The organism is Neisseria sp. 27098_8_112, from assembly GCF_041433235.1.
In the GTDB taxonomy this organism is placed as follows: domain Bacteria; phylum Pseudomonadota; class Gammaproteobacteria; order Burkholderiales; family Neisseriaceae; genus Neisseria.
Map to the genome: position 1 here is coordinate 163899 of NZ_JAPWBB010000004.1, position 15226 is coordinate 179124.

The window sequence follows — 15226 nt, forward strand, 5'->3', positions numbered from 1 at the left end:
AAAACAAAAGGCCGTCTGAAACTTCAGACGGCCTTTTTATTTAATTTGAATTGTCAGATTTTCTCTCAACGGATCAGCGTATTTCCGTTAAAATACGCCTTCTTTTCCGATTCGAAACATTGCCATGCGCCTCACCCACATCAAACTTTCCGGCTTCAAATCTTTTACCGACCCGACCACGATTCATGTGCCGGGGCAGCTTGTTGCGGTTATCGGGCCGAACGGCTGCGGCAAGTCGAATGTGATTGACGCGGTGCGCTGGGTGTTGGGCGAGGCTTCGGCGAAGCAGCTTCGCGGCGAGAGTATGCAGGACGTGATTTTTAACGGTGCGGCAACGCGCCGTCCTGCGCCGAGGGCTTCGGTGGAGCTGGTGTTTGACAACAGCGACCACAGTTTGCAGGGGGCGTGGGGGCAGTATGCCGAAGTAAGCATCAAGCGGCAGCTGACTCGTCAGGGCGAATCAACTTATTTCATCAACAATCAAACTGTGCGCCGCCGCGACATTACCGATTTGTTCTTGGGTACGGGCGTGGGCGCGCGCGGTTATGCCGTTATCGAGCAGGGGATGATTTCGCGCATCATCGAGGCGCGGCCGGAGGAGTTGCGCGCCTATATCGAGGAGGCGGCGGGCGTGTCCAAATATAAGGAACGCCGCAAGGAGACGGAAGGTCGTCTGAAAGACACGCGCGAGCATTTGCAGCGTTTGGGCGATTTGCAGAACGAATTGGCGCGCCAGGTGGAGAAGCTGGAGAAACAAGCCGAAACCGCCGAACGCTACAAATCCCTGACCGCGCAGCTGAACCAACAACAGGATTTGCTCGATTACGCCCAATGGCAGCGATCGCTTGCCGCCGCAGATAAGGCAACCGCGCAGCATCAGTCTTTGCAGGCGCAGCAGGACGAAACCGCCGCGCAGGTTCAGGCGTTAAACGACGAAGTACACGCCTTACAGACCGCCGAACAATCGCAGCAGCAGGCGGTACATGAATTGAGCAACAAACGCGGCGTGTTGCGCGAGCAGATTGCCCGTTTGGAAGAACAAATCCGCCATCAGCAGAACCTGCACCAACGCATCGAACGCGACAAGCAGGCAGCGCAGGCGCAGTTGCAACGCATCCATCAAGAGCAGCAGCAAATCTGCGTCAAGCTGGAAGAAAACGAGTTGCAGGTTGAAGAAAAACAAACCGAGCTGGCGGAGTGGGCGATGCAGGTTGCCGAACATGAAGAGCGTCTGCCCGAATTGGAAGAAGCCCAAGCTACGCTCAATGCTGCCTTCCAAACCCAGCAGGACGAGGCAAACCGCATCCGCCGCGAACTGGCGTTGAAACAGCAGCAGCTTGCCCATGCCGAACAAACCGTTGCCAAGCACGAAGAGCGCAAAGGTCGTCTGAAACAGGAAAACCAAGCCCTGAACCTGCCCGACGAAGCCGAAACCACTGCCGCGCAAGAAGCCGCCGCCTTGTTGCAAAGCCAGCAAGAGCATTACGAGGAACAAATCGTTGCCGCCGAAGAAGCCCTTCACGCCGCCCGCGAGGCGTTTCAGACGGCCTCAAACCGCTTCCAAAGTCTGAAGCAGCAACACATCACCTTGCAGGCGCAGCAGCAGGCCTTGTCGCAAATCCTGTCGCAACAGCAGGAAACCGCCGACTTCTGGCAGGCAACCGACCATGCCGCTGCGTCGCAGCTGTGGCAACACATCACCGCGCCCGCCGAGTGGCAGCACGCCTTGTCCGTCATCCTTGCCGAACGCCTGCACGCCCGCGCCGTGCCACACGGTTTCGTTCCCCCCGCGCCTTTGCCGCGGGGGCAGGCGGCATGGCTTTCAGAAGACCTCTCCGGCAGCATTAAAAAATCCCTGCCCGTACAGGCATTGCTGAACCAAATCCAAGCGCAGCCGCCGTTTCAGACGGCATTGCACCACTGGCTCGACGGCGTATTGTGCGCGCCCGATTTGAGCTATGCCCTCGCGCATCAAAGCGATTTGGGCGCACACCAAATCTGGCTTACGCCTGAAGGCCACCAGGTTGATAAAGTCAGCGTCCTGCTCTATGCCAAACCCGCGCAGGAAAGCCTGATTGCCCAAAAAGCGCGCCTCGACGGCATTGCGTCCGAACTGGAAAACCTCGCCCCCGAACTCTCCGCCGCCGAAGCCGCGTTCAAACAGGCGGAAGCCGCCGTGCGCTCGTCCGAAGTGCAGCATAAAAACCTGATGCAGCAGCAACAGCAACACACGCGCCAATACAGCCAGGCGCAGCAACGTGTCGCCGAACTTCTGGCGCGCACCAACCAAGGGCAAATCCGCCGCGAACACATCGCCCGCGAACTGGCGCAGTTGGCGGAAGAACAGACCGTATTGCAACACACGTCCGACGGGCTTTCAGACGACATCGTTACTTTGCAGGAAGCCGCCGCCGAACTCGAACACCAGCAGCAAACCACCGCACACAGCCGCCAAGAGCAGCAAGGCCGTCTGAAACAGGCGCAGCTTGCCCTGTTGGAAGCCAACCGCCAATACGGGCTGGCCGAAGTCGCCGTCCACAAGCTCAACCAGCAAAAACAAAACTACCAGCAGCAAATCGCCCGGCTCGAACAGCAAACCCTGGACTGGCAGGAACGCCAGCAAGAGCTTGCCCTCGCCTATGAAACCGAGTTCCAAAACGACGAGCAGCACATCAAGCTCGACGAGCTGACCGAAGCCGTACACACGCTGGACGAAGAATACATCGCCGTGCAGGAAAAACTCGTGCAGATTCAGGAGCAGGGCAGGGAGCAATACGCTAAAGTACAAGCCCTGCAAACCAAGCTGCCGCAGCTTCAGGCCGCCACCCAAACCGCTCTGTTGCAACAGCAGGAAGCCCTGATTAACGCCAAACGCTACCATCAAAATCTGACCGAACGCGCCGCCGATTTGGACGCGCTCGAAGCGTTGGCGAAAGAATCGCCGAAAGTATTGAATAGCAGCATCGGCAGCCTCACCCAGCAAATCGAAGCCCTCGGCGCCGTCAACCTCGCCGCCCTGCAAGAACTTGAAGAAGCGCGCGAACGCGACGGCTACTACCGCAGCCAGAGCGAAGACGTGCAGGCAGCCATCACCCTTTTGGAAGAAGCCATCGCCCAAATCGACGACAAAACCAAAGCGCGTTTCAAAGAAACCTTCGACGCCGTCAACGGCAAAGTCCAAACCTTCTTCCCAACTCTGTTCGGCGGCGGCGAAGCCACACTCAAAATGATAGGCGACGACCTCCTGACCGCCGGCGTGTCCATCATGGCGCGCCCGCCCGGCAAGAAAAACAGCACCATCCACCTCCTCTCCGGCGGCGAAAAAGCCCTCACCGCCATGAGCCTCGTGTTCGCCCTGTTCAGCCTCAACCCCGCCCCCTTCTGCCTTTTGGACGAAGTCGACGCCCCGCTGGACGATGCCAACACCTCGCGTTTCTGCAACCTGGTCAAAGAAATGTCAGCGCAAACCCAGTTCCTCTACATCTCCCACAACCGCCTAACCATGGAAATGGCAGAGCAGCTGGTCGGCGTAACCATGCAGGAAAAAGGCGTATCGCGCGTCGTTGCCGTGGACATCAAACAAGCGTTGGAAATGGCAGAGCCGTGATGAAGTGAGAGATTGTCTATTAAGCTTGATACGGAAAGGTCGTCTGAAAAACCAAATTAGGTTTCAGACGACCTTTCCGTCAATCGAAATAGGGTGTTGGATTCAGATATCAAGCTGCTAATGTTTGGGTCTTTAAATGTAGTTGAATATAAAGATTCAGATAGAAACCGAGCAGCCGAATAAGATAGTACTAAACCGACCAAATTTTACGGGAGTAAACATGAACGAAATCGAGCAAGTTTGTTTTAATGAAAAGCGCAGGCAGCATTTTTTGACGGAGGAGAAGTGGAAATACGAAATAGAGATGCGTGCATCAAACCTACAATTTTGGATAGATAAGTGGCAAGAGGAACAGACAGATTTAAAATATTTAATTTACCTAAAAGTTAATGATGATTGGCGATTTTTGCGTTTAAATTACACTGCAGGCGAACCTATTTCAAATTTACTATCTATTCTAGATGATATTATTCATATTTTGGAAACATCGACACAGTTTTGGAAAGAGCATAAAAAAGAATTAGCCAAGCATGGTTATTACTCCGGTCCGTTTGAGTGGGATGATTCCGATAACTACATGAAGGTTCTCGGTCTGATTTCCGTCTGCTACCTTCTCCAACGTGAAGACTTGCTTCCTCGCCTGCTTGAAGTCATCCTTGTCAATGCAGAAGATGGGCTTGAGCCTGATTCAACCATTGAGAATTTCCTCTACTACCGTTTCAAAGACCGTCCCGATACGGGTTATGTCCAAATGGGCGATCATGCTATTTTGATTTCGGATGCCATACGCGGTGAAACCAAAGAAAAACAACTGGAATCTTTCAGTGCCTACCTCAAAGATTGGTATCGCGAAATGGTCGGTATGAGCGACCTTGAGTACCAATCCCATCTTGACCCAGAGCAGAACAGTTATTGCGGTTACTGGGCATTCGAAGCCGCCGCCATTGCTTATCTTGATGATTTGGACGATACCGAATTGCGCCAATCTCCTTATTACCCCAAAGATATGGTTGACTGGGCAAGGGAACAGAAGCGCAAGCGTGGAGGCGAAGCCAAAGGTAAAGTTGATTAGTTTGGAAAAGTTTAAATATTAAAAGGTCGTCTGAAAACCCAATACGGTTTCAGACGACCTTTTTCTTAAACAATTAAAATTAGATATGGTCGATTTGTTTATGTTGGTGGTAAAAGGGGAATTTATATAGATTAACCGGATGAAACAAAATTTCTTATAAAGCTGTAATTCTGGTCAACAGGACATCGCCATTAAAAATTGTTATTAACAAAGCTAATTCATTATGCGGAATAATGACAAAAGGATTTTAATATAGAGAAGTAAACTGATATTATTTGTCATCGTTTGAGAAGTATTATTTCATGGAGCATCCACTATGATTCGCAAGATTTTTTGTTTTATTGTTTTATTCTTGAATGTTGAGATATATGGGATGTCACCAGCCCCATTTCCTGATGGGGATGTGAATATTACTTTAAAAAATAATGAACCATGCATCTATATAGACAGAGACGATTTAATAGGCGGATATGTAATTTATATATACTATTATGATAGTGATAATTCTTTTGAGTATAAAAGTGCCTTTGATAAAAATTATCCGGTAAAAGATAAATGTATACCAATGAATACACAAAACTTTCCCGGTATTGATTTAAGGGAGAATGTTAGATATGAATTTAAACTTATACCTCAAGAGTTGGTTGAATATGAAGGGTATAGTGCCTATACAAAGAGTAATTTTACTGGTTTATCAGGAGCATATTGTTTTAAAAAAATAGATGGGCAAATTGAAGTACAAGATTTTAATTTCCGTCTTAATAAATGCGTAGACCGGACTGTTTCATCTGAAAATGGTATCAAGCCTAAAAAACAAAAAAGTTGGTGGTATTTATTGATTACTTGGTTTATGGATTTGTGGTTTAAATAAATTGTAGTAAGCGTGTGGAAAAATGCCAATATTACAAATGTCTTGACCTTTTTATGTCGGACGGAGCTTTATTCTTTCGACGTATTATCTTTGGCTCGTTGAGGCTGCCCCGAGCGTTGGTTGCTGCGGTTGACGGCATCGCGCCATGCTTTGCGTTCGGCTTCGATTTTGGCGGCTACTTCGTGAACCATGGTTTCTTGTTTTTTGACGGCCGGCTCTTCCGGTGTGTTGTCGGAAAAGTGGAGGCCGTACCACAAGGCGGCGAAAATGCTGCAGACGAAGATAACGGCAATCAGGCCAACGATGGCTTGTTTGCCGGCGAGGGGTTTTTCAGGGGGAGGGACGAGGACATCGAAGCAGTCGGCGCAATCGAGTGCGAAGCAGACGTTTTCGGCTTCTTTGCGGCCGCGTCGGCCTTCTGTGATGTTAAAGGAGATGTGTTGCCCTTCGGCCGGAAGGCGGGTAAGGGTGGTGAAGGCGGCAAGGGCAAGAAAGATTTCTTGGCCTGTGTCTTCTATGGTAGCGGCTCCGAAGCCGCGCTTGCTGTTCCAGCGAGTAATCGTTCCGTAATAGCGCATAATGTATGTGGGGATATTATTATAGGTAACAGTTTTTCCTTGGACTGATTTTAAATCAAAAAGTTTAGTTATTGTCTTAATTTTACACTAGATTTGTCTTATTGGAAGCAGGCAGGCCGTCTGAAGGATTTCAGACGGCCTGTATGGTTTATGCCTACTTATTAAGCACTTTTTGGAAGGTGTCGATCAGGTGTTGCGCAATGGCACGGCTGCCGAATTGTTGAAGGCAATCTTGGCGCAAGCGGACGGGATCGTATTGTGCATGGTTTTCGTAGAGAGTAATCAATGCTTTGGTCAGCTCCGGTATGTTTTCGATTGGCACCAGCAGGCCGTTGTCGGAAGTAACAATGGATTGGGGGCCGCCGCAACGTGTGGCGATAACGGGTAAACCTTGCGACAGTGCTTCGATATAGACGACGCCGAAGGTCTCGGTACGGCTGGCGAGGACGAATGCGTTGCTGTGGCGCATGAGGTCTAGGGTTTGGTCGGTGGTTAATGCGCCGGTAAAGGTAACGGCGTGGTTGATGCCCAAGTCGCTAGCTAGTTGTTTCAGACGGCCTTCTTCTACGCCGCCGCCGCCGATTGTGAGTTTGAGCTGCGGATAGGTTTTGAGTGCTTCGGCAAAAGCAGGCAGGAGCAGGTCGTGGCCTTTGAGGTGGCGCAGGTGGGAGACGCTGCAGAAGGTGAAGTCTTGATTGTTTTTTTCGGGGAACTCGAAATCCTGTTCAAAATTGCCGCCCAGCATATTGGGCAGGTATTGCCAGTCTGTACCGGCGTAGGTTTTTTCGAGAATGCGGCAGAAATCACGGCTGACGGCGAACCGTGCCGCGCTGTGGCGCACGGCTTCGTGCATGGACGGCCATTGGTTTTTGCGGACAAGGCCGCGTGAAATGGCGCTGCTGTGTTCGGTAATCACATAGGGAATGCCGTATTTTTTGAAGATGGCGCAGGCCAAAATGGCGGCATAGTTGACGCAATGGGCGTGAATTACGTCGGGTTTGCCGTTGTCGGCGATATAGGCTTCAAAAGCTTTCATGCCTGCGTTGACCCAGCGGATGCGGTCGATATCGACAACCGGACAGCGCGGGAAGAAATACATGCTGTCGTAGGCGTAAGTATTGAGTCCGCCTTGCTGATGGCGGCGCAGGCCGTAGAAGCGCGAGAAGATGGTTTTCGGCTGGCTTCTCAAATAGCGGAACATGGGTACGACCATGCCGATTTTCATGCCTTCGCGTTGCAGGGCTTGGGCTTGGAGGCGGAAAAAGATTCCGTCCACGTCGGTTTCGGAAGAAGGATACCAAGAGGGGATGACGACAATATGCATGATGTGTTTTTTATGGAAGTAGATAACGGCGAGGCCGTCTGAAAAGAAAAGATATCTTTCAGACGGCCTTTTGTCTATTTAGTTCAATCAGTTGCCGGCAACCGTCATTTTAGAAACCAAGATGGAGCCGATTTGGTTGGATGAACGACGTAATGCGTCGTTTGCCACGCCGGTGATGTCGCGGTACATATCCTGCAAACGACCGGCAATGGTGATTTCCTGAACCGGATAGGCAATGACGCCGTTTTCCACCCAAAAACCGGCCGCGCCGCGCGAGTAGTCGCCGGTAATGCCGTTGACGCCTTGTCCCATCAATTCGGTAACCAGCAAACCTGTTCCCATTTCTTTCAACAGGTCGGCCTGCGTGGCGTGAGTGTGGTTCAGATACAGATTGTGCGCGCCGCCGGCATTGCCCGTTGTCTGCATACCAAGTTTTTTCGCGCTGTAACTGCTGAGGAAATAGCCTTCGACAATACCGTCTTTCACCACAAAACGCGGCTGCGTGGCGACGCCTTCGGCATCGAAATAAGTGCTGCGGAACGAGCGCAGGATATGCGGTTCTTCACGAAGGCTGAGAAACTCGGGCAACACCTGTTTGCCGATGCTGTCAATCAGGAAGCTGCTTTGGCGGTAGAGCGCGCCGCCGCTGAGTGCGCCGATAAGGTGGCCGATTAAGCCGACGGCGACAGTGGTGTCAAACAGTACGGGATAGCTGCCGGTCGGAACGCTGCGGCTGTTCAGACGGCGTAAAGTCCGTTCGGCTGCGGTTTTACCGATGAGTTCGGGCGCGTCCATGTCTTCGTGACGGCAGGAAGAATCGTACCAATAGTCGCGCTGCATGCCGTGTTCGTCGCTGGCGACTACGCTGCAAGAAATGCTGTGGTGCGTGCTTTGCTGGTGTGCGGCAAAGCCGTGGGTGTTGCCGTAGACGTATTGGTAATGGCCGGTATGAACCGATGCGCCTTCGGAATTTTCAATACGTTTGTCCGTTGACAGCGCGGCCTGTTCGCATTGCTTGGCCAAATCGATGGCGGATTCGGTACTCAAATCCCATTCGTGGTAGCGGTCGAGGTCGCCGATATGGGTTGCCATCAAGGCAGCATCGGCAAGACCGGCGCAATCGTCTTCGGCGGTATAGCGTGCAATATCGATGGCGGCTTTGACCGTATCTTGCAGGGCGCGTTCGGAGAAGTCGGCCGTACTGGCGCGGCCTTTGCGTTGGCCGACATAGACCGTAATGTCTAAAGATTTATCTTGTTGGAACTCGATTTGTTCGATTTCGCCCAAGCGTACGCTGACGCTTTGGCCGAGCGACTCGCTGAAATCGGCTTCGGCCGAGGCGGCACCGGATTGTTTGGCCAAATCCAGCGTGTGTCCGCACAAGCGCAACAGCTCGTCCGGTGTGTGGTTAAACAGCATAAAAAGGTTTCCTGACAGGGTTTTGCGGCATTTTAACCGTTTCAGACGGCCTCTGCAAAAATCACACGGAAAGGCCGTCTGAAAACTGATAAAATAGGCAGATTCAGAAAATCAGGGAAACACAATGTTTGAACAAGAAGACGAATGGGTCAGCAAAACCCAAATTAAAAAGCAGATGAACGATTTGCAGGCTTTGGGTATGGAATTGACCAAGCTCTCCAGCGATACGCTGAAAAAAATCGGCTTGGACGAAGAGCTGTTCGAGGCCATCGTTACCTATAAAAAAATCACGTCCAACAGTGCGCTCAAACGCCAAGCCCAATTTATCGGCCGCCTGATGCGCGATACCGACCCTGCGCCCATCGAAGCCTATTTGGCCAAACTGCGTGGCGACAATACGGCACACAATGCCTTTTTGCAACGCGTCGAGCAGGCGCGTACCCGACTGTTGGCAGACGATGGTGCGATTACCCAATTTATGGCCGATTTTCCGCAAGCCGATGCCGGCAAATTGCGTACCTTGATCCGCAACACCAAAAAAGAGCAGGAACAAAACAAACCGCCGAAAAACTTCCGCGCGCTGTTCCAAGAAATTAAAGCAGTGATGGAGGCCGGTCAATCCGATGCTTCAGAAGAAGGGCAGGATTGGGAAGAATAAACCCTTAAGGCCGTCTGAAAACGGATTGCGGTTTTCAGACGGCCTGTATCGTAATGCCGAAGGAGGATGACCATGAAATTTCGCCGCTCTGTACCCTCCTTGTTAATCAGTGCACTAACCCTGAATGGTTGTACTGTCTTTCTTTGGGGAGAGAACAACCCGTTCCATAAAACCACAACCGAAAAAACCGTTGCCAAAGACAATATTCAAGCATTTGGCGTGGTTGCCAAAGACAATACGCAATTGGAAACAGGCAGCTTGGTCATGATGGGCAAAAAATATTGGTTTGTTGTTAATCCTAGAGATTCGGCCAAGTTGAAGGCGGTCTTAGATGTTAAATTGGACAAACAGTTTCAAATGGTTCAGCAAAACCCAAGATATGCGTATAAGGCTTTGCCGGTCGAATTGAAATCCCCTGAAGCGCAAACTTTCCGCTCAAAATTCTGCCTGCGTTACGATACTCAAAAAGCTGCCGAGATTGCCAAGTTGAAACAGCTGGCGTTTAAACCGGTTGAACTCGATGGTAAAACTGTCTACACACGGTGTATTTCTACCGAAGGTCATTATTATGCGACGCCGAAAAATGTTGCCGAAGACCGCCGTTTTGACACTGCCGTCCCGGTCAGAATTTATTATATGGAAACCAAAAAAAGTACCGATGTTTGGAAGTTGACGGGGAATATCCTGAAAACGCCATTTACATTGGCTTTGGACGCAGTCGGCGCAGTGATAGCAGGCTCATATGTCGTAGTCAGTGAAATTATCGATGCTTCACGCAAATAATATCCAAGGCCGTCTGAAAACGGATTGCAGGTTTCAGACGACCTCCTCCTTAAAATACACGCTTCAAAAAGATTAATCTTCTTTCTTTAAACCCCACACACCATGTCCGTCAAAATCCAAACACGTTCCATTAATCCGACTGTTTTCAACGACTTGCTCACTGCCGGTACCGATCCTTTGATTGCGCGGCTGTGTGCTGCGCGTGATGTGCAAAGTCCGGCCGAGTTGGACGACAAGCTTGCAGCTCTTTTGCCGTATCAAACGCTGACAAACTGCGAAGCCGCCGCCGGCCGTTTGGCGGATGCGATTGAGCGTCAGGAAAAAATCCTGATTGTCGCCGACTACGATGCCGACGGCGCGACGGCGTGTTCTGTCGGTATGAGCGGTTTGGCGGCGATGGGGGCGAAAGTGGATTTCCTTGTGCCCAATCGCTTTGAACACGGCTACGGTTTAACGCCCGAGCTGGCTGAAATCGCGGCAGAGCAAGGTGTGGATTTATTGGTGACGGTGGATAACGGTATCGCCAGCATTGCAGGCGTGGCGCGTGCGCAGGAGTTGGGTTTGGATGTGATTGTGACCGACCACCATCTGCCTGCCGAGACCGTACCCGACTGCATCATCGTCAATCCGAACCAAAAAGGCTGCGGTTTCCAAAGCAAAAGCTTGGCGGGCGTGGGCGTGATTTTTTATGTATTGATGGCTTTGCGTGCCGAACTGCGCCGTCGCAATTATTTTTCAGACGGCATGAAAGAGCCGAATCTGGGCGATCTTTTGGATTTGGTCGCACTCGGTACCGTCGCTGACGTCGTCACTCTAGACCACAACAACCGTATCCTCGTGTCGCAAGGTCTGAAACGGATGCGTTTGGGCAAAATGCGCCCTGGTATCCGTGCCTTGTTTGAAGTGGCGCGACGGGATTGGCGCAAGGCTCAGCCTTTTGATATGGGCTTTGCGTTGGGACCGCGCATCAATGCGGCCGGACGGCTGGATGATATGTCAGTCGGCATTGCCTGTCTGTTGGCGCAAGATGATGCCGAGGCGCAGGAACTGGCGGCGCAGTTAAACAACCTCAATATTGAACGCCGCGAAATCGAGCAATCCATGCTGCAAGACGCGCTGAATGCTTTTCCCGAAATCCTGCCTTCAGGGCAGACGACGTTGGTGGCGTATCGCGACGACTTCCATCAAGGCGTGGTCGGCATCGTTGCCAGCCGCCTCAAAGACCGTTTTTATCGTCCGACCATCGTGTTTGCGCCTGCCGACAACGGCGAAGTGCGCGGTTCGGGACGCTCCATTCCCAATTTGCACCTGCGCGATGCTTTGGACTTGGTGTCCAAACGCCATCCCGATTTGATTTTGAAATTCGGCGGACACGCGATGGCGGCAGGTTTGAGCATACTTGAACACAATATTCCCGCGTTTCAGACGGCCTTTGAAGAAGCCGTGCACGAGATGGTGTGCGAAGATGATTTGTCTCAAACCTTCATCACCGACGGCAGCCTGCCTGCCCGCGATATTACGCTGGAACAGGCGCAGAACCTTGCCCGACACGTTTGGGGGCAGGGCTTCGCGCCGCCGAGTTTTACCGACGAATTTCACGTCATCCGCCAGCAACCTTTGGGCACGGAAGGCAAACATAAAAAAGTCTGGCTACAAAAAGACGGCTACGAATTTGAAGCCATGTTTTGGCGTTGCAGTGAAGACATTCCCGAATACATCCGTACAGTGTACCGCCCCGTTGCCAACGAGTGGCGGAACAATCTCGAATTGCAGCTTTATATCGACTACTGGGAAGCCGCGTAAACAAAGGCCGTCTGAAAAATGAAGAAACAAAAACCTTGGCTCGGCTTTTCATTGGCGCTGCTTGCCACCATGACTTGGGGTTCGCTGCCGGTCATCGCACAACAAGCCTTAAAAGCTGTCGATGCGCCCACGCTGGTGTGGATACGCTTTGTGGTGGCTTCGCTGGTGTTGTTTGGATTGCTGGGTTTGACCGGCAAGCTGCCGAGACCGTCTGAATTTTCCAAGCAAACCTTATTTTTATTGTTGTTGGGCATTATCGGCATTTCCGCCAACTTCGTTCTCGTTGCCATGGGTTTGCACTATATTTCGCCGACAACCACGCAGGTGTTGTGGCAACTCTCGCCCTTTACCATGATTTTGGTCGGCGTTGGCGTGTTTAAAGAAGCATTTACTCATTGGCAAAAAATCGGTTTGATGCTTTTGCTGACGGGTTTGGTTATGTTTTTCAACGACAAATTCGGTGAACTTTTCAGCTTGGGCAGCTACGCGGTCGGAGTGATGATGGCGGCTTCGGGCAGCATGATTTGGGTGTGCTACGGTGTGGCGCAAAAACTTCTGTCCAAACATTTTAATTCTCAACAAATCCTGTTGATGATCTATTTTTGCAGCAGCTTTGTTTTCCTGCCGGTTGCCGAACCGTCGCAAATCGCCCATATCGGCAATCCGTTTTTATGGGGCTGCTTTATCTATTGCTGCCTGAACACGCTGATCGGCTACGGTTCATTCGGCGAAGCGCTCAATCATTGGGACGCTTCAAAAGTCAGTATCGTCACCACGCTGATTCCTGTGTTCACCATGATATTTTCCACCATCGGCCATCATCTCGCCCCCGATTATTTTGCTGCTTCGGATATGAATATCGTCAGCTATGTGGGTGCTATGGTGGTTGTGGCCGGGGCATTGCTGGCTGTGGCCGGAGAGAAAGTGATGGGGCTTTTTTTGAGAAAGATATGAAGCATTTATTGCGAAACAGAATAAAGCAAGGCCGTCTGAAACAGGTTTCAGACGGCCTTTATATTTTCTAAATCAGATTAATGTGAAACGCCGAATCAATAGAAGCCTTCGCGTTCTTCACGGGTGCTGATGTAGATGTTTTTCACTTGGGTGTAGGCGGCGAGCATCATTTTGTGGGTTTCGCGGCCGATGCCTGAAGTTTTGTAGCCGCCGAACGGTGCGCCTGCGGGCAGGCGGTTGTAGCAGTTCACCCAAACGCGGCCGGTTTCCAATGCGTTGGAAACGCGCAGGCAGCGGTTGATGTCGGTACTCCACACTGCTCCGCCCAGGCCGTATTCGCTGTCGTTGGCCATTTTGATGACTTCTTCTTCGGTTTTGAATTTAATCACGGTGGCAACCGGGCCGAAGATTTCTTCTTGGGAAACACGGGCTTCATTGCTGGCTTCAATCAAAGTAGGTTCGACAAATTCGCCTTTGCCCAATTCGCCTTCGATTTTTTTACCGCCGGTAATGATGCGGCAGCCTTCTTGTTCGCCGATTTTGACGTATTTCAAAATGGTCTCGAGTTGACCGGCATTGACTTGAGAACCCATTTGGGTGTCGTCTTCCCAAGGCAGGCCGACTTTGATTTTTTTGAATTCTTCAGCCAAAGCATTGACGAATTTGTCGTAAATGCCTTCTTGTACAAAAATGCGTGAACCGGCGCAGCACACTTGGCCTTGGTTGAACAAAATACCTTTTTGCGCGCCTTCGAGGGCTTTGTCGAAAGGCATATCGTCGAAGAAGATGTTGGCAGATTTGCCGCCCAATTCCAAAGTGGACGGAATCAGCAATTCGGCGGCGGCGATGCCGACGCGGCGGCCGACTTCGGTTGAGCCGGTAAAGGCCAGTTTGTTGAAGCCTTTGTGGTGCAGCATGTATTCGCCGGATTTAGAACCGCGGCCGGTAATCACGTTCAACACGCCTTTAGGCAGCAAGTGGTTGATTTTTTGAGCGAAGGACAACAGGCTCAATGAAGTGCTGGAAGAAGGGTGGATGACGATGGTACAACCTGCGGCCAATGCCGGAGCGATTTTCCATGCGGCCATCAAGAATGGGAAGTTCCAAGGAATGATTTGGCCGACAACGCCGATCGGTTCGCGCAGAACGATGGACAGGTCTTCTGCATCAAGCTGGGTCGCAGTGCCTTCTTCGCCGCGGATCACGCTGGCGAAATAGCGGAAATGGTCGGAAGCCAAAGGTACGTCGGCAGCGCGGGTTTCGCGGATGGGTTTGCCGTTGTCCAAGGTTTCCTGCAGAGCAAACAATTCGGCGTTTTCGTCAATCACGTCGGCGATTTTGTTTAAAATGGCCGCACGTTCGGCAGTCGTGGTTTTACGCCATGTTTTAAACGCTTCTTGTGCAGCGGCTACGGCAGCATCAACATCGGCATCGGTTGCGTCTGTGAACTTGGCCAACTCATCGCCATTGGCAGGGTTGTAAGAGGATAAAAGTTTGCCTTCGCTACCTTTTGTCCATTCGCCGTTGATTAAAAGGCCGTATTCTTTATCAAACACATTTAAATCTTTTGCCATAATGCTGTCTCCTTAATGAATGGGAATAGGTGTTTTGCACCATGAAAAACAGCTTATGCTTTTTTCTTTTTAAGTTCAAGTACTAAAAATGAGAATATTCTCAAAATTTACATTTGCAATGTTGTTTCATGTAGCAGGCCGTCTGAAAAATAAAGGATTTGATTGAAATAAAAGTGCATTTGTTAATATATTTAAAGATTTATAGGGATTAAATGGATTTTGTTATGGTATAACATTATAAACCATTGTTTTAAAAAAGATTATGGGTTGACGGTTTAGGGTATGGGGAGTATTCTCATTTATAGCTAAACAGTTTTTCAACACCCTAGGAGACTCTCTCATGAAAATGCATGCTGTGGTAGTAAACAAAGATGTAGCAGGTGATGTAGAAGTTGTTGAACGCGAACTGCGTCCGCTGGAATACGGCGAGGCGTTGGTGGAAGTCGAGTATTGCGGCGTGTGCCACACCGACTTGCACGTTGCGGCAGGCGATTACGGCGACAAACCGGGTCGCGTGTTGGGACACGAAGGCATCGGTTTGGTTAAAGAAGTTGCCGACGGTGTGAAAAATCTGAAAGTCGGC

General features: G+C 50.8%; 12 protein-coding genes. 8 read left to right on the plus strand and 4 right to left on the minus strand.

The window, feature by feature from the left end; genetic code table 11:
- Positions 1–124: 124 nt before the first annotated feature.
- The 3 genes from smc to O3682_RS04355 all read left to right on the plus strand — a co-directional run bounded on the left by smc (position 125) and on the right by O3682_RS04355 (position 5550).
- The gene (gene smc, locus O3682_RS04345) at positions 125–3607 is read left to right on the plus strand and encodes a chromosome segregation protein SMC (RefSeq protein ID WP_371508639.1); all 3483 of its coding nucleotides are present in this window, start codon (positions 125–127) and stop codon (positions 3605–3607) included.
- A 220-nt stretch (positions 3608–3827) separates the two neighbouring features.
- Complete coding sequence (locus O3682_RS04350) at positions 3828–4679, plus strand: PoNe immunity protein domain-containing protein (RefSeq protein ID WP_371508640.1); 852 nt, start codon at positions 3828–3830, stop codon at positions 4677–4679.
- A gap of 316 nt (positions 4680–4995) precedes the next feature.
- Positions 4996–5550 carry a hypothetical protein gene (locus tag O3682_RS04355; protein WP_070591005.1) on the plus strand — a complete coding sequence of 185 codons (555 nt, stop codon included), beginning with the start codon at positions 4996–4998 and terminating at the stop codon, positions 5548–5550.
- A gap of 68 nt (positions 5551–5618) precedes the next feature.
- On the opposite strand, the gene O3682_RS04360 is transcribed toward O3682_RS04355, so the two are convergent.
- The 3 genes from O3682_RS04360 to pmbA form a co-directional block, all read right to left on the minus strand.
- Entirely contained in the window at positions 5619–6128 is a 510-nt protein-coding gene (locus tag O3682_RS04360; protein ID WP_371508642.1) for a cold-shock protein, read from the minus strand.
- A 154-nt stretch (positions 6129–6282) separates the two neighbouring features.
- Positions 6283–7452 (minus strand): glycosyltransferase, encoded by a 1170-nt coding sequence (locus O3682_RS04365; RefSeq protein WP_371508644.1) that lies wholly within the window; start codon positions 7450–7452, stop codon positions 6283–6285.
- A gap of 87 nt (positions 7453–7539) precedes the next feature.
- Positions 7540–8871 (minus strand): metalloprotease PmbA, encoded by a 1332-nt coding sequence (pmbA, locus tag O3682_RS04370; RefSeq protein ID WP_371508645.1) that lies wholly within the window; start codon positions 8869–8871, stop codon positions 7540–7542.
- 124 nt (positions 8872–8995) lie between these two features.
- On the opposite strand from pmbA, the gene yjgA reads away from it, so the two are divergent.
- The 4 genes from yjgA (at position 8996) to O3682_RS04390 (ending at position 13069) form a co-directional block, all read left to right on the plus strand.
- Complete coding sequence (yjgA, locus tag O3682_RS04375) at positions 8996–9529, plus strand: ribosome biogenesis factor YjgA (RefSeq protein ID WP_371508646.1); 534 nt, start codon at positions 8996–8998, stop codon at positions 9527–9529.
- A 72-nt stretch (positions 9530–9601) separates the two neighbouring features.
- The gene (locus tag O3682_RS04380; protein ID WP_371508648.1) at positions 9602–10312 is read left to right on the plus strand and encodes a YidX family protein; all 711 of its coding nucleotides are present in this window, start codon (positions 9602–9604) and stop codon (positions 10310–10312) included.
- A gap of 102 nt (positions 10313–10414) precedes the next feature.
- Positions 10415–12115 (plus strand): single-stranded-DNA-specific exonuclease RecJ, encoded by a 1701-nt coding sequence (recJ, locus tag O3682_RS04385; RefSeq protein ID WP_371508650.1) that lies wholly within the window; start codon positions 10415–10417, stop codon positions 12113–12115.
- Positions 12116–12133: 18 nt separating this feature from the next.
- Complete coding sequence (locus O3682_RS04390) at positions 12134–13069, plus strand: DMT family transporter (RefSeq protein WP_150537607.1); 936 nt, start codon at positions 12134–12136, stop codon at positions 13067–13069.
- 95 nt (positions 13070–13164) lie between these two features.
- Here the strand turns inward: O3682_RS04390 and O3682_RS04395 are convergent, their stop codons facing one another.
- A complete protein-coding gene (locus tag O3682_RS04395) occupies positions 13165–14643 on the minus strand; it encodes an aldehyde dehydrogenase family protein (protein ID WP_003745888.1) in 1479 nt (492 codons plus the stop codon).
- Between the two features lie 340 nt (positions 14644–14983).
- Here O3682_RS04395 and O3682_RS04400 point away from each other — a divergent pair.
- Positions 14984–15226, plus strand: a 243-nt coding sequence (locus O3682_RS04400) for an alcohol dehydrogenase catalytic domain-containing protein (RefSeq protein WP_371508653.1), incomplete at its 3' end; no start/stop codon positions are given.

Excerpts from the sequence above, each read along its gene's own strand:
- O3682_RS04360 (WP_371508642.1), bottom strand. The coding sequence starts at position 6,128 with ATGCGCTATTACGGAACGATTACTCGCTGGAACAGCAAGCGCGGCTTC.
- O3682_RS04365 (WP_371508644.1), bottom strand. The coding sequence starts at position 7,452 with ATGCATATTGTCGTCATCCCCTCTTGGTATCCTTCTTCCGAAACCGAC.
- O3682_RS04355 (WP_070591005.1), top strand. The coding sequence starts at position 4,996 with ATGATTCGCAAGATTTTTTGTTTTATTGTTTTATTCTTGAATGTTGAG.
- smc (WP_371508639.1), top strand. The coding sequence starts at position 125 with ATGCGCCTCACCCACATCAAACTTTCCGGCTTCAAATCTTTTACCGAC.
- O3682_RS04395 (WP_003745888.1), bottom strand. The coding sequence starts at position 14,643 with ATGGCAAAAGATTTAAATGTGTTTGATAAAGAATACGGCCTTTTAATC.
- O3682_RS04380 (WP_371508648.1), top strand. The coding sequence starts at position 9,602 with ATGAAATTTCGCCGCTCTGTACCCTCCTTGTTAATCAGTGCACTAACC.
- yjgA (WP_371508646.1), top strand. The coding sequence starts at position 8,996 with ATGTTTGAACAAGAAGACGAATGGGTCAGCAAAACCCAAATTAAAAAG.
- O3682_RS04390 (WP_150537607.1), top strand. The coding sequence starts at position 12,134 with ATGAAGAAACAAAAACCTTGGCTCGGCTTTTCATTGGCGCTGCTTGCC.
- recJ (WP_371508650.1), top strand. The coding sequence starts at position 10,415 with ATGTCCGTCAAAATCCAAACACGTTCCATTAATCCGACTGTTTTCAAC.
- O3682_RS04350 (WP_371508640.1), top strand. The coding sequence starts at position 3,828 with ATGAACGAAATCGAGCAAGTTTGTTTTAATGAAAAGCGCAGGCAGCAT.
- pmbA (WP_371508645.1), bottom strand. The coding sequence starts at position 8,871 with ATGCTGTTTAACCACACACCGGACGAGCTGTTGCGCTTGTGCGGACAC.